The sequence below is a fragment of the Vogesella margarita genome, assembly GCF_028548475.1.
Lineage (GTDB): Bacteria > Pseudomonadota > Gammaproteobacteria > Burkholderiales > Chromobacteriaceae > Vogesella > Vogesella margarita.
The window spans coordinates 1-20,140 of sequence record NZ_JAQQLE010000011.1 but is presented as its reverse complement, the minus strand read 5'-3'; the positions used below and the strand labels follow the sequence as shown (position 1 = coordinate 20,140).

The window sequence follows — 20,140 nt, the reverse complement described above, 5'->3', positions numbered from 1 at the left end:
GTGTCTTTGTCCTCCCTCGTCGCGGCCTGCCCATGACCCCCGTCGCCCAGCGCATCAACGCCCACGCCGCCGCCCACCGTATCGACACCACGCTCGATACCCGCCGCTACGCACTGGCCAACGGCCGCCACGACACCGCGCGCGCGGCGATCCTGCTGACAAGCGGCAGCGCCAGCCTCAGCCTGGACAAGGACAGCATCGAGCTGGCGGCGCCGGCGCTGGCCTGGGTCAACGTGCCGCCGCAAAGCCATCTGCGCGTCAGCCCCGGCAGCGCCGGCTACCTGCTGTCGCTGTCGGATGTGCTGGTGAAGGAGGCGGCGGGGCAGGGCGCGGAGTCGGTGCCGCTGCGCTATCTGGCCGATCGCCGCGTCGTGCAGAACCGCCTCGACGCCGCCGAGGCAGTGCAGGAGATGAGCGCCTCGTTCCGCAGCATCGAGCGCGAGCTGAAGCTGGGTGGCAAGGCGTCGTGGAGCTATCTCACCGCCCATCTGGCGCTGATCCTGATCCACTGCTGGCGCCTGTCCGGGCTGGAGGATGTCAGCCAGCAGGGGCACAGCACCAATTCGACGCTGCTGATGCGCTTTCGCCACCTGGCCGAGCTGCACCTGCGCGAACACTGGAAGATCGCCCGCTACGCCGCCGAGCTGGGCATCTCCCACGACCGTCTGCACGACATCTGCGTGCGCACCCTCAAGCGCACGCCGCTGGAGCTGCTGCACGACCGCCTCACCCACGAGGCCTGCCTGCGGCTGGTGCGTTCCGGGCTGACCATCGAACAGGTCGCCGCCGATCTCGGCTTTCGCAGCACCACCCACTTCAGCCGCTTCTTCCGCCTGCGCACCGGGCTGACCCCGGCGCGATACCGGCTGGAGGCCAAGCAGCAGCTCAGCAGCCACGAGGCATTGGCGATCCGCAACTACGCCGACTGGCCGTGAGCGCGGCGGGATTGCTGTCGCCGGTATTGGTATAAGTGTTTTTAGTGGCGGGGGAGGCTGGCGCCGGTCTGGCTGCGTAGATGGAAGCCGGGGGCTTTTTATGCCGAGGAAAAACAAAAAAGCCCTTGATTGCTCAAGGGCTTAGATGCTGGTCTGGCGGAGAGGGAGGGATTCGAACCCTCGGTACGCTCGCACGTACGCCTGATTTCGAGTCAGGTACATTCGACCACTCTGCCACCTCTCCGACTCAGGCTGCGCATTATAGACATCGAATTTTGATCGGTCAAGCGCATTTCATGAATATTGGTGCAGGACGGTGGCTGCGGCATACTGGCGGCCGATGACGCGCCAGGCTGGGCGTCGATAACGCTAACTAAAGGGATTGCCGTGAAACTGTCAAAACGCCTGTCCGCCATTGCCCCGTTCCAGGTGATGGCGATTCTGGAAAAGGCCCGCGCCTTGCAGGCGGCCGGTCATGACGTGATCCACCTGGAAGTGGGCGAGCCGGACTTCGCCACGCCGCAGGCCATCGTCGATGCTGGTCGTGCGTCGCTGGCGGCGGGGCATACCTATTACACCGCGGCGCAGGGGCTGGCCGAGCTGCGCCAGGCGATTGCCGCGTTCTACCAGTCGCGCTTCGGCGTGACCGTGGCGCCGGAGCGCATCATCGTCACCCCGGGTGCGTCCGGTGCGCTGCAGATTGCCCTGTCGTTGCTGGTGGACGAGGGCGACGGCGTGCTGATGGCCGATCCGACCTACCCGTGCAACCGCCATTTCGTCAGCCTGCTCGGCGGCGTGCCGCAGGCGGTGCCGGTCGGCGCGGCGACGCGTTACCAGTTGCTGGCCGACGAGCTGGACGCCAACTGGCAGCCGAACACGGTGGCGGCGATGGTGGCCACGCCGGCCAACCCGACCGGCACCGTGCTCAGCCGCGAGGAGATCAGCGCACTGGCCGAACGCTGTCGCGCCCATGGCGGCGCGCTGATCGTGGACGAGATCTACCAGGGGCTGACCTATGGCGCCGATTCGTTCTCGGCCTTGCAGCTGGCGGACGACGCCTTCGTGATCAACAGTTTCTCCAAGTATTTCCAGATGACCGGCTGGCGGCTGGGCTGGCTGGTGGTGCCGCAGGATTACGTGGAGCCGGCGATCCGGCTGGCGCAGAACCTGTTCCTGTGCCCGCCGGCCTCGGCACAGCACGCGGCGTTGGCCGCGTTCCAGCCGGCGGTGCTGGATGTATTGGAAAGCCGCCGCGCCGAGTTTGGCCGGCGTCGCGATTTCCTGCTGCAGGCCTTGCCGGAACTGGGCTGGCGCATCGACGCGGTGCCGGACGGTGCCTTCTATGTCTACGCCGACGTGTCGGCGGTGACGGACGACAGCTTTGCCTACTGCCAGCGCATGCTGGACGAGGTGAAGGTGGCGATCACGCCGGGGGCGGATTTCGGCAGCCACCGCGCCGGCAGCTATGTGCGGGTGGCCTACACCACCGGTATCGAGCGGCTGGCCGAAGCGGTGGCACGCATGAAGACGGTGCGCTAACCGCCGCGCGCCAGCCACAGCGCCGCCAGCAGCGCGCAGGCGGCGTGACTCCACGCCAGCCGGCGCAGGGTGCGGGCGGTATCCTGTGGCGAGCGCCAGCTGATGATGAAGGGGCGGCGGTCGGCGGGGCGCTGCAGGTGATGGCCGAGTGGGATGGCGGCCAGCGCGCGGTGGTTGCGGCCAACCTCGGCGTGGGCGGCCTGGCGCGCGTGTTCCCACTCCTCGCTGCTGAGCGTGCCGTCGCCGTCCCGGTCGAAGCGGCGCAGCAGCCCTGCCGGGTCCCGTTTCCATTCGTTCAGCGTCAGTTGCAGGTCGTCGCGGAAGGCCTGCCGGTCCGGTTGGCCGCCGAGGCTGCGCAGCTCGCCCAGCGCGTACAGCGGGTCGCCGATGGCAATCCAGCGCTCGCTCAGCACGTCGTCGCCGTCGTGCCAGCTGTGTTGGTGACGGGCCTCGACGCTGGCGCCTTCCGGTTGCACGATGACCTCGCCGCGCCGGTCCAGCAGCCGGAACGAGTCGTCGCTGCATAGCCGTTCGCTGTGCCGTGGCTGCTGCTGGCGACCGTTCGGGCGCCGTTCCGCCTGGTACCACACGCAGCGCATGCCGCCGAACGGGGTCACCAGCGGCGGGCCGTCCAGCGCTGCGGCCTCGCCGAAACATTCGCAATAGCCCTGTGCCGCGGCGCGCGAGGTGGTGGTCGGGGTGTCGGCCACGTGGCGGTAGTGACGATAGAAGTGCAGCCACAGTGTCACGCCGAACAGCGCACCGGCCGCCGGCAGCAGGCGCGGAGGCAGGGTGTCCAGTTGCCAGGCTAGCAGGGCCAGCAAGGGGTAGGGTAGCAGCGAGGCGTAGCGCTGTTGCAGGAGCATGGGCGTGACTCAGCGTTCGAACAGCGCTTTGACGTCGACGTCGCGCTTTTCCGCTTCGGCAAAACGCAGCGCGCGCGCGGTGCGGAAGCCGAACAGCCTGGCGACGAAGACGTCCGGGAATTGCTCGATGCGCACGTTGTTGTTGTTGACCGCTTCATTGTAGAGTTCGCGGCGGTCGGCGATGCCGTCCTCCAGCTGGCTGATGCGCTGCGCCAGGTGGCTGAACTGCACGTTGGCCTTCAGCTCCGGGTAGGCCTCGGCCACCGCGAAAATCTGGCCGAGCAGGCCGCGCAGCTGGCCTTCCAGCTCGCCGATGCGGCCAACGTTGCCGGCGCGGGCGGCCTCCGACATCGCGGCACGCGCTTCCATCACCTGCGTCAGGGTGTCCTGCTCGAACTGGCCGTAGTGGCGGCAGACGTCGACAAGCTTGGGGATCTCGTCGTGGCGCTGTTTCAGCAGCACGTCGATATTGGCCCAGCTCTTGCCTACCTCGTGCTTCAGGCGGACCAGGCCGTTGTAGAGCAGGATACCGTAGAAAAACAGCACCACGAATGCAGAAACGAACAGGAAAAATGGCATGGGCGGGTGTCCTATGAAATTCGATGCCATCGTCACCGCGGCGCTGGCGGGTGTCAAGAAAGGGGCGGGATGATTTCTCTCAATATTGTCGGCGGCGGACGTCTGGGCAAGAGCGTGGCGCGGCTGGCGCACGACAGCGGCCGCTACCGCATCGGCGCGCTGCTGTGCCGCAGCCGGGCGTCGGCGCTGGCGGCGCGAGACTTCGTCGGTGCCGGCATGGCGCTGACGGATCTGGCGGCCTTGCCGGCGGTCGACATCACCCTGCTGGCGGTGCCGGACGGCGAGATTGCCGCCGTGGCCGCCGCGCTCGCGGAAGCGGAGGTGATTGCCGCCGGCAGCGTGGTGTGTCATGCCAGTGGCGTCGGTGAGGCGGCCTTGCTGGCGCCGCTGGCGGCGCGGGGTGTGTACTGCGCCAGTCTGCATCCGGCGTTTTCCTTTGCCGATCCGGCGCGCGCGGTGGCCGGTTTTGCCGGTACCCGCTGCGCGCTGGAGGGGGATGTCGCGGCCTTGCCACTGTTGCAAAGCTTGGCCGCAGATATCGGCGGCGTGCCCTTCGTACTGGCGCCGGGCGGTAAGGCGGCCTACCACGCCGCGCTGTCCATCGCCTCGAATTACCTGGTCACGCTGCACGACCTGGCGGCGCGGGTGGCGGCGCAGGCCGGCATGACGGACGAGGTGGCCGCCGCGGTGCTGGGCGGGCTGATGCGGCAGACACTGGACAACACGTTGGTGCTGGGGCCGCAGGCGGCGCTGACCGGACCGATCGCGCGCGGCGATGCTGGCACGGTGGCCAAACATCGCGCGGTATTGTCGGCGCAGGACGATGCGCTGTACTGCGCACTGGGGCAGGCAACGGCAAGCCTGGCCGCAACGCGGCTGACGGCGGCGCAGCAGCGTGCGCTGGCAGAGGTGCTGGGGATGCTGGCCGTTTAGCGTCGGGGTGTGATGGGTGCCGGATAGAGGAGTCGGGATGATGGACGACGGACTGCGGCAGGTGGTGCTGGCGGCGCTGCGGCACGAATTGCGGCGCCAGGGCGAGAGTGACGACTATCCGGGCAGCTCCGCCGCGGTCGGAGCGCCGGAGCGGGCGGCCTTGTGCGGGGTGTTTGATCTGGAGGAGCTGGCCGAGGCGGTGTGTCGGGAACTGCAAGGGCGCGGTGGCGGGTATGGCTAAGGGGCGCCGGTGTTGCTTGTTGTCGCGCGTCTGAACAAAGGTTGGCCGCAAGCGTTGCGGCCAACCTTTTGCCGTCAGGCGGCGTGGATCACGAAAATCGCCGGCCGCTTGTGGAAGTCCGGCGCTTCCTTTGGCCAGTCCTTCACCAGCCGGCTGACGATGGTCTGTGTCGGCGCGGTCAGGTCGGCGGCCACGCACAGGCGGGTGGCCGGTGCCAGCGTCTCGCGCAGTTGTTGCAGCAGCGCGTTGTTACGGTACGGCGTCTCGATGAACAGCTGGGTTTCGTTGTTCTGTCGCGAGCGGGCCTCCAGCGCCTTGATGGCCTTGCCGCGCTCGGCGGCGTCCACCGGCAAGTAGCCGTGGAAGGCAAAGCACTGGCCGTTGGCGCCGCTGGCCATCATCGCCAGCAGGATGGACGACGGCCCGATCAGCGGCTCCACGCGGTAGCCTTTCTCGTGCGCCAGCGCCACCAGTTGCGCGCCGGGGTCGGCCACCGCCGGGCAGCCGGCTTCCGAGACCAGCCCTACGTCCAGCCCTGCGGCCAACGGTGCCAGCAGCGCGGCCACTTCCGCCGGCTTGGTGTGCTCGTTCAGCGTGTTCATCACCAGCTCGCGGATCGGCGTGGTGACGCCCAGCTGCTTCAGGTGCTTGCGTGCGGTTTTTTCCGCCTCCACCACAAAGTGCGTGATGTGGGTGACGCGGGCGCGTTCGCCTTCCGGCAGCCACGGGGTATCACCCTCGCCCAGCGGGGTGGGGATCAGGTACAGGGTGCCGGCCATCACAGGATCTCCACGCCTTCGTTCTGCAACATGGTCACCAGCGCGAACAGCGGTACGCCGATCAGTGCGTTGGGGTCGTCGGCTTCCACCTTCTGCAGCAGCGCACCGCCCAGCGTCTCGCTCTTGGCACTGCCGGCGCAGTGGAGTGCGTCCGGTTCGCGCGTCAGGTAGTTGCGGATCTGCTGTTCGGTCAGCTGGCGCAGGGTAACGCGGGTAAGACCCACGTCTTCCTGGATATGGCCGCTGCGGCTGTTGTACAGCGCTAGGGCGGAATGAAACACCACGGTGCGGCCGCTCATCCACTTCAGCATCTGCACGCCGTTTTCGAAGCTGCCCGGCTTGCCGATCTGCTGGCCGTCCAGCAGGGCCACCTGGTCGCCGCCGATGATCAGCGCGTCGGGGAAGCGCTCCGCCAGCGACATCGCCTTGCTGCGCGCCAGGCGCACGGCGGTGTCGAGTGCGGTTTCACCCGCCAGCGGGGTTTCGTCGCACACCGGCGCCACGGCGGTGACGGGCAGGCCGAGGCGTTCCACGATTTCGCGGCGGTAGGGAGAGGTAGAGGCAAGCACGATCTGCATGTCGGTTATCCGTGGGAAAAAGGGCGCAGGCTGCCTGTTGCATCAATGGCTTGTTGCCACCGCTGCCGCAGTCAGTATGCTGGTTTGTTTTGACAAAGTGATGGCGCTGATAATATCATGCCGGGTTTATGTCTAACCCGATTTTGATTGATCCGCTCGCGTTTGCCCGCGATGGCGCTTCGTTGCAGAACGAACGGCCGGTTGCGGCGCTCGCCGAGCGCGTACATGAGCTGCTGGCATCCGATGCTGGCGTGGTGAAATTCGCCGTGGAAGGTTTTCAGGACCGCCTGCTGCGACCGTCGCTGCGTTACTGTCTGTCTGTCACGCTCAGCGTTGAATGTCAGCGTTGCCTGACGCCGATGCCGTTCGAACTGGAAGCAGAGGGCGTGATTACTCTGTTCTCCCGCGAGGACAAGCTGGAAGCAGCGGTAGAGGCCGATGACGAACTGGACGCCATTCTGGCGGAAGAAACTTTCGACGTTATCGCACTGATCGAAGACGAAATTATCATGGGCTTGCCGCTGTCGTTGATGCACGACGACTGCGACACGGAAGAACTGAAGCGCGCCAAGGCCGACAAGCCTAATCCGTTTGCGGTACTGGCGGCGTTGAAGCAATCCAAGTCCTGAACGTTTAACTTGAATCCTTAGGAGTCGACCATGGCTGTTCAACAGAACAAAAAGTCCCCGTCCAAGCGTGGCATGCACCGCGCACACGATTTTCTGACCGCTCCGTCGCTCGCTAAAGAGCCGACTACCGGTGAAACCCACCTGCGTCATCACATCAGCCCGAACGGCTTCTACCGTGGTCGTCAGGTTGTGAAGGCCAAGGGCGAGTAATCGCTCCTTACGATTATCCTTACCTTCATAACAACAGGTAGGTTAACTACCGTGTCACGTTGATGACTATCACCGTAGCGGTCGATGCAATGGGCGGTGACGTTGGCCTCAAGGTCACTGTCCCTGCATCTGTCCAGTTCCTTAGCGACACTCCCGATGTCAGTCTTGTACTGGTGGGCGATCAGGCGGCAATCGAAGCCGAGCTGATGGCGCTGCCGGCTTCCGTGCGTGCGCGCATCACGGTTCGTCATGCCTCCGAAGTGGTGGGGATGGACGAGTCGCCGCAGCTGGCGCTGAAGAACAAGAAAGACTCGTCGATGCGGGTGTCCATCAATTTGGTCAAGGAAGGCCTGGCGCAGGCAGCGGTTTCCGCAGGGAACACCGGCGCGCTGATGGCGACGGCCAAATTCGTCCTGAAAACCATTCCCGGTATTGACCGCCCCGCCATCGCCAAGATGATGCCCGGCATCAAGGGCAATACCTGCGTGCTGGATCTGGGTGCCAATATCGATTGCTCGCCGGAGCAGTTGTTGCAGTTCGGCATCATGGGTTCCGAACTGGTGGCCAGCCTCGAACATCGTCCGAATCCAAGCGTCGGCTTGTTGAATATCGGCTCCGAGGACATCAAGGGCACCGAGTCGATCAAGCGTGCGGCCGAGCTGCTGCGCGAATCCGGCCTCAATTTCTACGGTAACGTCGAAGGCAACGACATCTTCAAGTCGACGGTAGATGTGGTAGTCTGCGATGGCTTTACCGGTAATGTCGCGCTGAAAGCCTCCGAGGGGCTGGCGCACATGATTTCTACCTTCCTGCGCGAAGAGTTTGCCCGTACATGGTGGACCAAGCTGTGCGCCCTGGCTGCCATGCCGGTGCTCAAGCTGTTCAAGGCCCGTGTCGATCCCCGTCGTTACAATGGCGCCAGTTTTCTGGGCCTGCGGGGAATCGTGGTGAAAAGCCATGGTGGCACCGACGCGCTGGGGTTCCGTATCGCGCTGGAGCAGGCTTGCGAGGAAGTTCGCGCCAACGTGATTGGTCACATTGCAGACCGGGTTGCCGTTCAATTACAAAATATCAAGCAATCCGAGTCAGAAGCTAAAGACAGCGCATGACCTATTCCCGCATTCTCGGTACCGGCAGCTACCTGCCGGATACCGTCATGACCAATGCCATGCTGGCCGAGCGTATCGAAACCAGTGACGAGTGGATTGTCTCTCGCACTGGCATTCGCGCGCGCCACATCGCGGCAGACGACCAGAAAACCAGTGACCTGGCTTACATCGCGGCGCAGCGTGCGCTGGAAAGCGCCGGGCTGCAGGCCAGCGACATCGACCTGATCATCCTGGCTACCACCACCCCCGACATGGTGTTCCCGAGCACCGCCAGCATCCTGCAGGAAAAGCTGGGCATTCCCGGCGTGCCTGCCTTCGACGTGCAGGCCGTCTGCGCCGGCTTCGTCTACGCGCTGGCCACCGCCAACGGCTACATCAAGAGCGGCATGGCGAAAAACGTGCTGGTGGTGGGCGCCGAAGTGATGAGCCGCCTGCTGGACTGGAGCGACCGCCGCACCTGCGTGCTGTTCGGCGACGGTGCCGGTGCTGTGGTGGTGGGGCCGTCCGACGAGCCGGGCATCCTGCATGCCAAGTTGGCCGCAGACGGCCGCTATCGCGATATCCTCAAGACCGAGGCGCAGATTGCCGGTGGCGAAGTGGACGGCACCCCGTTCCTGTACATGGATGGTCCGGCGGTATTCAAGTTCGCGGTCAAGGCCCTGTCCGATATCGCGGAAAAAACCCTGGCCGAGGCCGGTGTGCAGCAGGACAGCGTGGACTGGCTGGTGCCGCACCAGGCCAATCTCCGCATCATCGAGGCGACAGCTAGGCACCTGCAGCTGTCGATGGACAAGGTCATCGTGACCCTGCCGGAGCAGGGCAATACCTCGGCCGCCTCCATCCCGCTGGCCTTCGATCACGCGGTGCGCACTGGCCAGATCCGGCGCGGCCAGACCGTGCTGATGGAAGGCATCGGCGGTGGCTTCACCTGGGGCGCGCTGCTGCTGCGCTACTAAAAACAGCAGACGGGCACGGCATTGTCGTGCCCGTTTTCCATCTGATTGACGGTAATCGGCGGCCAACTGCGACAAACCTCCATTCATACGGATGTTTGATCGTTTTTTTGCATTAAGGCCGGCAAGTCGTCATTATTCACCCCGTTTCAAAAAGGAGACCCCGAGATGGCGTTTGCCTTTCTTTTTCCCGGCCAGGGCTCGCAGAGCCTGAAAATGATGGACGGCTTTGCCGACCTGCCGGTAGTAAAACAGACTTTCGACGAAGCCTCGGCCGCCCTGGGTGAAGACCTGTGGGCGATGCTGCAGGCGGAAACCGCCGACGCGATCAACGCCACCGTCAACACCCAGCCGCTGATGCTGGCAGCCGGTGTGGCGACCTATCGTGCCTGGCTCGCGCAAGGCGGTGCCTTGCCGGTTGCCCTCGCCGGGCACAGCCTGGGCGAGTACAGCGCGCTGGTGGCTGCCGGGGCGCTGGATTTTGCCGATGCGGTGAAGCTGGTGCGCCTGCGCGCCGAAGCGATGCAGGACGCGGTACCGGCCGGTGAGGGCGCGATGGCCGCGATCCTCAACCTGTCCGACGACGACATCCGCGCCGCCTGCGCCGAAGCGGCACAGGGCGAAGTGGTGGAGCCGGTGAATTTCAACTCGCCGGGCCAGGTGGTGATTGCCGGCAACAAGGCCGCGGTGGAACGCGCAATGGAGCTGTGCAAGGCCAAAGGTGCCAAGCGCGCGCTGCCCTTGCCGGTATCGGTGCCGTCGCACTGCTCGCTGATGAAGCCTGCCGCCGACAAGCTGGCCGCGGCACTGGCCACGATCCAGATCAACTCGCCGCAGATTCCGGTGCTGCATAATGCCGACGTTGCCGCCTACGACAGCGCCGACCAGATCCGCGACGCGCTGACGCGCCAGCTGTACCGTCCGGTGCGCTGGACCGAAACCATCCAGCAGCTGGCTGCCGGTGGCATTGTACAGATGGCCGAGTGCGGCCCGGGCAAGGTACTGGCTGGCCTCGCCAAGCGTATCGACGGCAACGTGAACTGCCACGCGCTGACCGATGCCGCCAAGCTGGAAGCTGCCCGCGCCGAGCTGGCGTAAAGACACAAGGTTGGCCGCATGCGGCCAGCCAGGAGAGAGACAATGAGTTTGCAAGGTAAGGTTGCGCTGGTTACCGGCGCCTCGCGCGGCATCGGTGCCGCCATCGCCGATACCCTGGCCGCCGCCGGCGCCAAGGTGATCGGTACCGCCACTTCCGAAAGCGGCGCCGCCGCCATCGGCGAGCGCCTGGCGCAGTGGGGCGGGGTCGGCATGGTGCTGAACGTCGGCGAAGACGGCGCCATCGATGCGCTGGTCGACACCATCAGCAAGGAATACGGCGATGTGGCGATTCTGGTGAACAACGCCGGCATCACCCGCGACGGCCTGTTGATGCGCATGAAGGAAGAAGACTGGGACGCGATCATGGATACCAACCTGAAGTCGGTATTCAAGGCGTCCAAGGCCGTGATGCGCGGCATGATGAAGGCCCGCTGGGGCCGCATCATCAACATCGCCTCGGTAGTCGGCGCGATGGGCAACGCCGGTCAGGCCAACTACGCCGCCGCCAAGGCCGGCATCATGGGCTTCACCAAGTCGATGGCGCGCGAGGTCGGCAGCCGCGGTATTACCGTGAACTGCGTGGCACCGGGTTTCATCGATACCGACATGACCCGCGCGCTGCCGGAAGCGCAGCGTGAGGCGTTGGTACAACAGATTGCACTGGGTCGCCTGGGCGCGGCGCAGGACATCGCCGATGCCGTGGATTTCCTGGCGTCCGACCGCGCGGCTTACGTGACAGGCCAGACCCTGCACGTGAACGGCGGCATGCTGATGCCGTAAGCGGCAGCAAGAACGAATGGTTTTGGGGTTTTTGCCAGTGCAGCATGAGCATGCTGACGGGTCAAAAGCCGGACTGACTGCCGATTCGTGGTCAATATCGAGTCAATGATGTGACTGCGGTAGGCTTGAGCAGGTTTTTTTTGTAGAATGGCGGGGTTTTGTTGTCCCGTACACAGAAAGGTAAAGGATTTAAACAAATGGAAAACATCGAAGCGCGCGTTAAAAAGATCGTTGCCGAGCAACTGGGCGTGAACGAAGCCGAAGTTAAAATCGACTCTTCGTTTGTTGACGATCTGGGCGCCGACTCCCTGGATACCGTTGAACTGGTAATGGCACTGGAAGAAGAGTTCGAGTGCGAAATCCCGGATGAAGAAGCCGAGAAGATCACCACCGTTCAGCAAGCAGTAGACTACGTTACGGCTCACCTGAACAAGTAATCCCCCCGGGGCTTACCAGGACCTCTGCCGGTGTAGCCTAGGCTCGCCTGCAGGGGTCTTTTGCTGTCGTGGCTCTGAAACGTGCGTTTGACTTGATGGCCCGCCATCGAGCCCGTCCGTTCAGGACTATCGGGAGATTCCCTCCCTTTTTTCGCGGAGATACCCTGTGTCAAAACGCAGAGTAGTAGTGACCGGCCTGGGCCATGTGTCCCCGGTCGGCAACGATGTGAGCAGTGGCTGGGCCAATCTCCTGGCCGGCAAGAGTGGTATCACCACCATTACCCGCTTCGATGCCAGTGATATTGCCTGCCAGGTTGCGGGTGAAGTCAAAGGCTTCGACATTACCCAGTACATTTCGGCGAAAGACGCGCGCCGCATGGATGTGTTCATCCATTACGGCATTGCGGCTGCGCTGCAGGCGGTGGCCGATTCCGGCCTCGACGACGTGCCGGGCCTGGATAAGACCCGCGTCGGCGTGAACATCGGCTCCGGTATCGGCGGCCTGCCGCTGATCGAGGAAACCGGCGTCGCCCGCCACGAAGGCGGCATCCGCAAGATCGGCCCGTTCTTCATTCCCGGCTCGCTGATCAACATGGTGGCCGGTCACGTATCCATCCTCAAGGGCTATCAGGGTCCGAGCTACGGCATCGTGTCCGCCTGCACCACCGGTGCGCACTGCATCGGCGACGCTGCGCGTGTGATCCAGTACGGTGACGCCGACGTGATGGTAGCCGGTGGCGCCGAAGGCACCATCTCCAGCCTGGCGGTAGGCGGCTTTGCCGCGATGAAGGCACTGTCGACCCGCAACGACGATCCGGCGACCGCCTCGCGGCCGTGGGACAAGGGCCGTGACGGCTTCGTGATGGGCGAGGGCGCCGGTGTGCTGGTACTGGAAGAGTACGAGCACGCGGTCAAGCGCGGCGCCAAGATCTACGCCGAGCTGGTCGGCTTCGGCATGAGCTCCGACGCGCACCACATCACCGCGCCGAGCGCCGAAGGCCCGGCCCGCGGCGTGCTGAACGCGCTGCGCGACGCCAGGCTGAATCCGGAAGACGTGCAGTACGTGAACGCGCACGGCACCTCCACGCCGCTGGGCGACGCCAACGAAACCAACGCGCTGAAGATCGCGTTCGGCGATCACGCCAAGAAGCTGGTCGTGAACTCCACCAAGTCGATGACCGGCCACCTGCTGGGCGGCGCCGGCGGCGTGGAAGCGATCTACTCGATCCTGGCCGTGCACAACCAGGTATCGCCACCGACCATCAACCTGCACGATCAGGATATCGAAGGCGGCTGCGATCTGGACTACTGCGCCAATACCGCGCGCGACATGAAAATCGACGTGGCGATCTCCAACTCCTTCGGGTTTGGCGGTACCAACGGCACGCTGGTATTCAAGCGCGTGTAAGCCCTGCCCAACGGTGTCGAAACCGTTGACAGCCAAGACCGCTGCGATAAACTCGCGCGGTCTTTTCTTTTTGCGGCCAACATGACGTTGCTGTTGCCGCGAGAGGGCGGGTGGCGCCGGCTGCCGCAGTCGCGCTGGCAAGGCATGGCGGCGGATGTATAGTCCTATTAGGTGGCGGTCGGCGCGAGTCAATCACCGCCGTCCGCGCCCGGCCGGCCACCCCGCCACTCTTGCCGCAACTGAACCTCGGGCCCTGCTGCCATGCACTGTGAACTGCTGAGTTTTACCCCCGATCTGCTGGCCCTGCACGCCCACGATCGCGCCCGTTTCCCCTACCTGATGCAGTCGTCGGGTGACAGCGGCTGGGACATCCTGATGGCCCTGCCACAGCACACCCGCGTCTATCGCGAAGGCGAGGGCGCGCTATTCCTCGACGACGTACGCGCGCTGCCGCTGCCGCAGGCGGTGGACAATCCGCACCGGCTGCCGTTCAGCGGCGGCTGGTTTGTCTATCTCGGTTACGACCTGCTGTCCGAGTTCGAGCCCAGCGTGCCGCAGGCGATCAGCGACAGCTTCCCGCTGGCGGTGCTCAGCCGCATTCCCGCCGCGCTGCTGCATGACCGCGTGAAGCGCGAAAGCTGGCTGCTGGCGGAAACGCCGGCGCAGCTGGACGCGCTGAAACAGGCGCTGGTGGAATCGGAGCCGTTTGCGGCCAACCCGGTGGTGCTGCAAACGCTGGAAGAAGATCCGCCGCACTGGTACACCGACGCTGTGGTCAAGCTCAAGGACTACATCTACGAAGGCGACGTGTTCCAGGTCAACATCTCGCGCGGCTGGCGTGCCACGCTGGGCGAGGAAGTGCGCCCGGTGGACCTGTACGCCGCGCTGCGCCGCGCCAACCCAGCGCCGTTCTCGGCGCTGGCCGATTTTGGCGACGCGCACATTGTCAGCTCTTCGCCGGAGCGGCTGGTGCGCGTGCACGACGGCTGGGTCGACACCCGCCCCATCGCCGGCACCCATCCGCGCTCGCCCGATGCGGCTGAGGACGCCGCGCTGAAGCAGCGGCTGATTTCCAGCATCAAGGAGCGCGCCGAGCACGTGATGCTGATCGACCTGGAGCGCAACGACCTGGGGCGCATCTGCCAGCCGGGCACGGTGGAAGTCAACGAGCTGATGGCGGTGGCCAGCTACGCCTACGTGCACCACATCGAATCCAATGTCCGCGGCCGCATCCGTCCCGGCGTGGACACCGTGGACGTGTTCCGCGCGTTGTTCCCCGGCGGCACCATCACCGGTTGCCCCAAGGTGCGCACCATGCAGATCATCCGCGAGCTGGAAAACAGCGCGCGCCGCGCCTACACCGGTAGCCTCGGCTACCTCAACCGCGACGGTACGCTGGATGTGAATATCCTGATCCGTACCTTCATGCAGCAGGGGCAGCAACTGCGCTTCCGTGCCGGCGGCGGCATCGTTGCTGATTCCGATCCCGAGCGTGAACTGCAGGAAACCCGCCACAAGGCACGCGGCCTGCTGCGTGCGCTGGGCGTGGAGCAAGCCTGATGCTGATCAACGGCCTGCCCGGCGATAGCATCAGCGCCAGTGACCGTGGCCTGGCCTACGGCGACGGCATCTACCGCACGCTGGAGGCGCGCCATGGCACGCCGCTGCTGTGGCCCTGGCAGTGGCAAAGGTTGGCCGCAGACTGCGCCGCGCTGCGCCTGCCGTGCCCGGACGAGGCGCTGCTGCTGCGCGAGATCGCCAGCGTGGCGGCCAACCTTGAGCGCGCGGTGGTCAAGATCGTGCTCACCCGTGGCACCGGCCAGCGCGGCTACGCGATGCCGTCGGAATGCAGCCCGACCCGCATTGTCAGCGCCAGCGCCTGGGGCGGTTACCCGCCGGAGCGGGCGCAGCAGGGCATCGTCGCGCGCTGGTGCGACACGCGGCTGGCGATCCAGCCGTGCCTGGCCGGCATCAAGCACCTCAACCGTCTGGAAAACGTGCTGGCGCGCAGCGAGTGGACGGATCCGGCCATCGCCGAAGGGCTGATGCTGGACATGGACGGCACGGTGGTGGAGGGCACCATGAGCAACCTGTTCATCGTGCAGAACGGCGTGCTGATCACCCCGCCGCTGGACCGCTGCGGCGTGTCCGGCGCCATGCGCGCCTGCGTGATCGACACTGCGGCCAACCTTGGCCTGTCGGTGCGCGAGGCGCGGCTGTCACCGGATGAGGTGCTGGCGGCGGACGAGGTCTTCGTCTGCAACAGCCTGGCCGGCATCTGGCCGCTGCGGCAGCTGGCGGCGCGGCAGTGGCAGCCCGGCGCGCTGACCCGCCGCCTGCAGCAGCTGGTCTGATCCATCGCCGGCGGCCACGCCAGCATGGTCACGCTATGGGTGATGGCCTGTTAGCACTGGCCGGCACTCGCCGTCCTCCCCTGAGCTGAGCCTTGTGCCACCGCTGTTCCCCGTCATGCCGCTGCGGTACTGGCTCAGTGCCATCCCGCCAGCGTGCGCCACGCCAGCAGCAGCGCAAAGCCGATCAGCAGCACGCCGCAGGCCTTGTCGACCATCAGCTGCCCGCGCGCGCCCAGCCGCGACAGCAGCCGGCCGCCGCCGTAGGCCAGCACCAGCCACCACAGCGCCGAGCCGGCGAACACCCCCACCACCATCAGCACGCTGTCGGCCAGCGACGGCGTGCGCGCGCCGGCCAGCCCGGCGAAGATGGCGATGAAGGACAGGATGGTCATCGGGTTGGTCAGCGTCAGCGCCAGCGCGCTGCCGTAGGCGCGTGGCAGGCTGTGCGCGCCGGCGGCACGGGCGGCGTGGCTGGCCGCGTCGCGGCGCAGGGTGGCGATGCCCAGATACAGCAGCAGCACGCAGCCGGCCAGCGCCAGCGGCGTCGCCAGCCGCGTCAGCAGCGCGATCAGCGTGCCGAGGCCGGCGGCGCCGATCGCGGCGTAGATGGCGTCGGCGGTGGCGGCGCCCAGCCCGGTGACAAAGCCGGTGGCCGCACCTTGGCGCAGCGTGCGCTCGATGCACAACAAACCCACCGGCCCGACCGGCGCGGCAATCGCCAGCCCGATGAGGGCGGCTTCGACAAACAGGCGGCTGTTTTCCATTGGCATCTTGCTCCTCGATGTGATGAGCTAGTGTGCAACGGCGACGCCGCGCGCACCATGAGGTATCTTCGCCAGAATGCGATGTCGGGTTTATATTCTTAGGCCAAACGGCAGAAAGGCTTGCAAATGGAAGTGGATGGCAAATCGTGGCTGATCCTGCAGGCGTTGCAGGACAATGCGCGGCAATCGCTGACCGAACTGGCGCAGACAGTGGGCTTGTCGGTGCCGGCGGTATCGGAGCGGGTGAAGCGGCTGGAAGAGGCGGGGGTGATCAGCGGCTACCACGCCGTGGTGGCGCCGCTCAAGGCCGGCTTCGCGCTGTCGGCGCTGGTCGGCATCACCGTGCCGCAACCGGCGAAGAAGGTGCTGCTGGAAAGGTTGGCCGCGATGGCGGAAGTGCAGGAGTGCCACCATGTGACCGGGGTCGATTCCTACGTTTTCCGCGTGCTGGCGCGCGACGTGTCGCACCTGGAGCTGCTGGTATCGCGGCTGAACGATCTGGGCGAGACACGCACCAGCATCATCCTGTCGACCCCTCTCAGCAACCGGCCGGTGCTGCCACCGAGGTAGAAAGCGTCAGCGGACTTGCCGTTGCTGATGCGCTCTCCGGTAAGGGAGATCCTGGCTGGGTACCAGCTGGTCTGTCGATCATGACATGACGGGCGAAGGCAGTGGCTATAGTGTCAGCAGGGCGGTTGCAGGCGATACGCTGGTCGGCGTTCAGGACTCTGTGCTGCCGGACTCGACGGGGGGAGGGGCGGTCATGAGCAACACGACGGAGCCCGGTTTGTGTTATCTGCTGTATCTGTACTTCATTCCCTACTGGCTGTTCCGGGATGTCTCGCGTGGTGACCAGATGCTGCGCGAGCAGAACTACCGCTACAACCGGGAGCAACGCAAATACCTGCCTGGCTATCTGCTCAAGTGGGCTGTCCTGTGTGCGTTATTACTGGCCAGCCACTATCTGGCCAAGGAGCTGGCAGCGCAGCTGCCGGACTGGGAGCAACTATTAAGCATCTGGGCGCTGTTTTCCGGTATCAGCTTCACGGCGGGTCTTGTCCTGATGTCGAACATCATGGTGGCATGGAGCTTTCTGACCTTCATGCATTGATAGCCTGTTACCACCGCCGGTTTGCCTGGAGGGTGAGCAACGGAGCATCGGAATGCCACGGGCAGCCGGTGTCGGCGTGCCCATCCGGCTCATGCTGGCGAGTGCGTTGCGGCCAACCTTTAGCAGCGGCCCTTCATCGCCTGCCCTGGCGGGCAGAAGCCGCCGCCGCGATGATAGTGGTCATCGTAGACTGGCTCGATCACGACCGGCTCCAGCACGACGGGAGAGCGCAGCTTGACGCGTGCAGGTTGCACCACACAGGCCGACAGACTACTGGCGGCGATCAGGGCGAACAGGATGGTTTTCATGGTGGTTCTCGCTATGGCTATACAGGGGCCGCCATTGCTGACGACCGCTTGAATCGGTTATGGGCAGAGCCGGCGTAGGCCGGCCCTGTCGTATCTTGCATATTGCGCGCTATGCGGGGGCTTAGTGACGCCGGCCACCGTGGCGATAATCATCGCGCCAGCCATCGCCACGCCAGCCTTCATCGTGTGAATAGCGGTCGTGGCCGTAGTAATCTCCGTGGCGGTAGGGGTACAGCGGTCGCACGACGCACGCACTCAGCATGCTGGCGACCAGTATCAGCATCAGCAGTCTCATGATGTCTCCTTCGCGTACCTTGCCGGGTGTACCGGTGCACTACGCGCAGGCAGCCTCGGCAGTTCATCCTGTTTCAGGATAATCGAAGTGCTTGCCACCAGATAGCTGCCATTTGCAAACAAGTATTAACGGTGTACAGCTTGTGTGACACCGGTTCAGCTAGCCATGACGGGGGCACGCATCCGGCTTGATGTCTGCCTGGTCGATCATGCTTTGTGGTGGTGATCTGCTGCCGTTTTGGCATAAGCTGAAGCAGGGATGCAGCCCGGTGTGATAAGCGGGGGATTACGATGGCAACGCAGACGCAACATGACCAGATGGCAGACGATACAGGGCAGCCCCTGCGGGTATTCGCGATCAGTGACTTCCCGTTGTTGCTGGCGGCGTTGGCCAGCCTGTTGGCGGCGCAGACACCACGGCTGGCGCTGGTCGGCACCGCCGCAACCACGCCGCTGCCGCTGGATGGTGCCGACAGTGACGTCGTGCTGCTGGATCTGGATGGTGATGCCGAGCCGACCCTGGCACTGGTCCGGGCACTGGCCGCGCGTGGTGGCAAGGTGCTGCTGCTGACGCGGCAGCAGGAACGGGCGCTGCAGGACCGTGCCATCATGCTCGGCGCCCGCGGCCTGCTGACGCGGGACACCGACGAGGCGCAGCTGCTTACCGCCATCGAGAAAGTCCACCAGGGCCAGCTGTGGCTGGATCGCGAGGCTACCGGGCGTATCTTCGGTGAACTCTCGCGTCACGGTGGTATGCCGCTACCGGACGCCAGTGTCGTGCCGCCGCCACTGAGCGAGCAGGAGAAGAAGATCGTTGCCATCCTGATGGCCAATAGCGGCGAGCCGGCCAAGCTCATCGCCGGCAAGCTGCACATCAGTGAAAGTACCCTTCGTAACCATCTGACGGTGATTTACAAGAAGTTCGGGGTCAGCAATCGTCATGGCCTGCTCGGTTATGTACTGCAGCATGGCCTGTTGCTGCCCGCCTGAGCCAATAGTACTGCCCTGCGGGAGCTCTCTCTGGGGCATTCAGGAGCTTACTCCTGCCAATAACGGGATGTTTCTCCCGTAGATTAAAAAGTTCCGCTTACTACACTTCCTATGTCATGACCGGTTCCGGCGCCTCATCGTCATGCCGCCAGCCTGATGTGCCAAGCGCATCCTGCATGCCCGTGTCGGGCAAGGTTGGCCGCAAGTCCGCTGCCGCTCATGCCACCGATTCCGTCGTCCTTGCGCGCACGCGCAAGCGGCGCACTCGTCATCCGGCCAGCGCAGATCATTCAGGGAGAACATCATGGCTATCAGCACCGTTTCCTACACCAAGACACCGCAAGCCGGTGATGATTGCTACTGGTATACCGAGGATCAGCTGCTGGCGGCCAGTAACTACGACAGCAGCTGCAATGTCCTCAAGCTGGACGTGATGAGTAATGACCTGGGCGGTAACGCCAAGAAGCTGTACTCCATCGATGACGGTAGCGGGGCGCTGGCGGACTTGTTGACAAGTAATGTCACCACCGGCTGGGAAGATACGCACTGTGGCAACCAGATCCGCATCAATGCCGGCAAGATCGAGTTCAAGTTCGCGACCGGGCTGGACTCCCTCGCCGTCGGCGAGAGCAGGCACGATTCCTTTGTCTACGCCATCCAGCTGGGCAACGGCACCATCAGCTACGCCACGGTCACCGTCGATGTGATGGGCAGCAATGACGGCCCGCGCGTCAGTTCTGCCGTCACCGCAGCCGCGCACGAGGGTGATGCCGCGTTCGGGGTCAACCTGCTGCAATACGCCAGCGATATCGATGCCGGTGAAACCGCTACCCTGCAGGTGAGCGGGTTGACATACCAGGTCAACGGCGGCCCGGCATCGTCCACCGCACCGGCTGGGTTGCTGCTGGTCGGCAACCAGCTGCAGGTCGACCCGGCCAGCACGGCCTTTGATCACCTGGCCGCCGGCGCGACCGAAGTCATTACCGTCAGCTATTTCGTGGAGGACGTTCACGGCGCCAAAGTGGCGCAGACCGCGACCATTACAATCACCGGCACCAACGACGCAGCGGTGATCACCGGCTCCAGCACTGCCGAACTGAGCGAGAGCAATGCGGCACAGAACACTGGCGGCAATCTGGATGCCAGCGACGTGGACAGCGCGGCGGACTTCGTGGCGCAGACCGACGTGGGCGGCAGCAACGGCTACGGCACCTTCAGCATCGACGCCAGCGGTGCCTGGACGTA

Annotated in this window: 25 protein-coding genes and 1 tRNA gene; 18 read left to right on the top strand and 8 right to left on the bottom strand. The window is 64.8% G+C overall.

Translation table 11 applies throughout. The features are described 5' to 3' along the window. The first annotated feature begins 32 nt into the window (after positions 1-32). A complete protein-coding gene (locus PQU96_RS12095) occupies positions 33-935 on the top strand; it encodes a helix-turn-helix domain-containing protein (protein ID WP_272772632.1) in 903 nt (300 codons plus the stop codon). A gap of 154 nt (positions 936-1,089) precedes the next feature. Here PQU96_RS12095 and PQU96_RS12090 read toward each other — a convergent pair. Further along, positions 1,090-1,179, bottom strand: a tRNA-Ser gene (locus tag PQU96_RS12090). A gap of 143 nt (positions 1,180-1,322) precedes the next feature. Between PQU96_RS12090 and PQU96_RS12085 the strand changes: the two genes are divergently transcribed. Then, positions 1,323-2,474 carry a pyridoxal phosphate-dependent aminotransferase gene (locus tag PQU96_RS12085; protein WP_272772631.1) on the top strand — a complete coding sequence of 384 codons (1,152 nt, stop codon included), beginning with the start codon at positions 1,323-1,325 and terminating at the stop codon, positions 2,472-2,474. Here the strand turns inward: PQU96_RS12085 and PQU96_RS12080 are convergent. Together PQU96_RS12080 and PQU96_RS12075 are read right to left on the bottom strand one after the other, a co-directional pair. Beyond that, entirely contained in the window at positions 2,471-3,340 is an 870-nt protein-coding gene (locus PQU96_RS12080) for a hypothetical protein (protein ID WP_272772630.1), read from the bottom strand. The genes PQU96_RS12085 and PQU96_RS12080 overlap by 4 nt on opposite strands. A gap of 9 nt (positions 3,341-3,349) precedes the next feature. Next, positions 3,350-3,919 (bottom strand): LemA family protein, encoded by a 570-nt coding sequence (locus PQU96_RS12075; RefSeq protein WP_272772629.1) that lies wholly within the window; start codon positions 3,917-3,919, stop codon positions 3,350-3,352. A 69-nt stretch (positions 3,920-3,988) separates the two neighbouring features. Here PQU96_RS12075 and PQU96_RS12070 point away from each other — a divergent pair, with 69 nt between their 5' ends. Both PQU96_RS12070 and PQU96_RS12065 read left to right on the top strand, forming a co-directional pair. After that, on the top strand, positions 3,989-4,852 hold the full coding sequence (locus PQU96_RS12070) for a Rossmann-like and DUF2520 domain-containing protein (protein ID WP_373316299.1): 864 nt from the start codon (positions 3,989-3,991) through the stop codon (positions 4,850-4,852). A gap of 37 nt (positions 4,853-4,889) precedes the next feature. Next, a complete protein-coding gene (locus tag PQU96_RS12065) occupies positions 4,890-5,093 on the top strand; it encodes a hypothetical protein (protein ID WP_272772627.1) in 204 nt (67 codons plus the stop codon). Between the two features lie 74 nt (positions 5,094-5,167). Here PQU96_RS12065 and PQU96_RS12060 read toward each other — a convergent pair whose 3' ends face one another. Both PQU96_RS12060 and PQU96_RS12055 read right to left on the bottom strand, forming a co-directional pair. Continuing rightward, a complete protein-coding gene (locus PQU96_RS12060) occupies positions 5,168-5,872 on the bottom strand; it encodes an SAM-dependent methyltransferase (RefSeq protein WP_272772626.1) in 705 nt (234 codons plus the stop codon). Next, positions 5,872-6,450: a Maf family protein gene (locus PQU96_RS12055; protein ID WP_272772625.1), complete on the bottom strand. Its 579-nt coding sequence runs from the start codon at positions 6,448-6,450 to the stop codon at positions 5,872-5,874. Before PQU96_RS12055 ends, PQU96_RS12060 begins: the two co-directional genes overlap by 1 nt. Before the next feature lie 128 nt (positions 6,451-6,578). Here PQU96_RS12055 and PQU96_RS12050 point away from each other — a divergent pair, with 128 nt between their 5' ends. The 10 genes from PQU96_RS12050 to pabC all read left to right on the top strand — a co-directional run bounded on the left by PQU96_RS12050 (position 6,579) and on the right by pabC (position 15,428). After that, positions 6,579-7,079 carry a YceD family protein gene (locus tag PQU96_RS12050; protein ID WP_272772623.1) on the top strand — a complete coding sequence of 167 codons (501 nt, stop codon included), beginning with the start codon at positions 6,579-6,581 and terminating at the stop codon, positions 7,077-7,079. Between the two features lie 30 nt (positions 7,080-7,109). Continuing rightward, on the top strand, positions 7,110-7,289 hold the full coding sequence (gene rpmF, locus PQU96_RS12045; protein WP_017509929.1) for a 50S ribosomal protein L32: 180 nt from the start codon (positions 7,110-7,112) through the stop codon (positions 7,287-7,289). A gap of 62 nt (positions 7,290-7,351) precedes the next feature. Then, positions 7,352-8,398, top strand: coding sequence for a phosphate acyltransferase PlsX (gene plsX / locus PQU96_RS12040; RefSeq protein ID WP_272772622.1), 1,047 nt, complete (start codon positions 7,352-7,354; stop codon positions 8,396-8,398). Further along, a complete protein-coding gene (locus PQU96_RS12035; RefSeq protein WP_272772620.1) occupies positions 8,395-9,354 on the top strand; it encodes a beta-ketoacyl-ACP synthase III in 960 nt (319 codons plus the stop codon). The genes plsX and PQU96_RS12035 overlap by 4 nt, the downstream gene beginning before the upstream one ends. 165 nt (positions 9,355-9,519) lie before the next feature. Beyond that, complete coding sequence (gene fabD, locus PQU96_RS12030) at positions 9,520-10,449, top strand: ACP S-malonyltransferase (protein ID WP_272772618.1); 930 nt, start codon at positions 9,520-9,522, stop codon at positions 10,447-10,449. A gap of 18 nt (positions 10,450-10,467) precedes the next feature. Continuing rightward, on the top strand, positions 10,468-11,229 hold the full coding sequence (gene fabG, locus PQU96_RS12025; protein WP_373316297.1) for a 3-oxoacyl-ACP reductase FabG: 762 nt from the start codon (positions 10,468-10,470) through the stop codon (positions 11,227-11,229). A gap of 197 nt (positions 11,230-11,426) precedes the next feature. Beyond that, on the top strand, positions 11,427-11,666 hold the full coding sequence (acpP, locus tag PQU96_RS12020) for an acyl carrier protein (protein WP_047965576.1): 240 nt from the start codon (positions 11,427-11,429) through the stop codon (positions 11,664-11,666). 166 nt (positions 11,667-11,832) lie between these two features. After that, a complete protein-coding gene (gene fabF, locus PQU96_RS12015) occupies positions 11,833-13,074 on the top strand; it encodes a beta-ketoacyl-ACP synthase II (RefSeq protein ID WP_272772616.1) in 1,242 nt (413 codons plus the stop codon). Positions 13,075-13,335: 261 nt separating this feature from the next. After that, positions 13,336-14,634, top strand: a complete 1,299-nt coding sequence (locus PQU96_RS12010; RefSeq protein WP_272772615.1) for an aminodeoxychorismate synthase component I — start codon at positions 13,336-13,338, stop codon at positions 14,632-14,634. Next, positions 14,634-15,428 carry an aminodeoxychorismate lyase gene (pabC, locus tag PQU96_RS12005; protein WP_272772614.1) on the top strand — a complete coding sequence of 265 codons (795 nt, stop codon included), beginning with the start codon at positions 14,634-14,636 and terminating at the stop codon, positions 15,426-15,428. The genes PQU96_RS12010 and pabC overlap by 1 nt, the downstream gene beginning before the upstream one ends. A 134-nt stretch (positions 15,429-15,562) precedes the next feature. On the opposite strand, the gene PQU96_RS12000 is transcribed toward pabC, so the two are convergent. Then, positions 15,563-16,192 (bottom strand): LysE family translocator, encoded by a 630-nt coding sequence (locus PQU96_RS12000; protein ID WP_272772612.1) that lies wholly within the window; start codon positions 16,190-16,192, stop codon positions 15,563-15,565. Positions 16,193-16,318: 126 nt separating this feature from the next. Here PQU96_RS12000 and PQU96_RS11995 point away from each other — a divergent pair, with 126 nt between their 5' ends. Together PQU96_RS11995 and PQU96_RS11990 are read left to right on the top strand one after the other, a co-directional pair. Further along, positions 16,319-16,762, top strand: a complete 444-nt coding sequence (locus PQU96_RS11995; RefSeq protein WP_272758727.1) for an Lrp/AsnC family transcriptional regulator — start codon at positions 16,319-16,321, stop codon at positions 16,760-16,762. Positions 16,763-16,847: 85 nt separating this feature from the next. After that, the gene (locus tag PQU96_RS11990) at positions 16,848-17,303 is read left to right on the top strand and encodes a hypothetical protein (RefSeq protein WP_272772611.1); all 456 of its coding nucleotides are present in this window, start codon (positions 16,848-16,850) and stop codon (positions 17,301-17,303) included. Positions 17,304-17,422: 119 nt separating this feature from the next. On the opposite strand, the gene PQU96_RS11985 is transcribed toward PQU96_RS11990, so the two are convergent. Both PQU96_RS11985 and PQU96_RS11980 read right to left on the bottom strand, forming a co-directional pair. Continuing rightward, on the bottom strand, positions 17,423-17,611 hold the full coding sequence (locus PQU96_RS11985) for a vir-repressed protein (protein WP_272772610.1): 189 nt from the start codon (positions 17,609-17,611) through the stop codon (positions 17,423-17,425). Between the two features lie 121 nt (positions 17,612-17,732). Further along, positions 17,733-17,906 carry a hypothetical protein gene (locus PQU96_RS11980; protein ID WP_272772609.1) on the bottom strand — a complete coding sequence of 58 codons (174 nt, stop codon included), beginning with the start codon at positions 17,904-17,906 and terminating at the stop codon, positions 17,733-17,735. A gap of 317 nt (positions 17,907-18,223) precedes the next feature. Here PQU96_RS11980 and PQU96_RS11975 point away from each other — a divergent pair, with 317 nt between their 5' ends. Together PQU96_RS11975 and PQU96_RS11970 are read left to right on the top strand one after the other, a co-directional pair. Beyond that, on the top strand, positions 18,224-18,895 hold the full coding sequence (locus PQU96_RS11975) for a helix-turn-helix transcriptional regulator (RefSeq protein ID WP_272772608.1): 672 nt from the start codon (positions 18,224-18,226) through the stop codon (positions 18,893-18,895). Positions 18,896-19,199: 304 nt separating this feature from the next. Continuing rightward, the coding region (locus PQU96_RS11970; protein ID WP_272772607.1) for a VCBS domain-containing protein at positions 19,200-20,140 on the top strand (941 nt) is incomplete at its 3' end.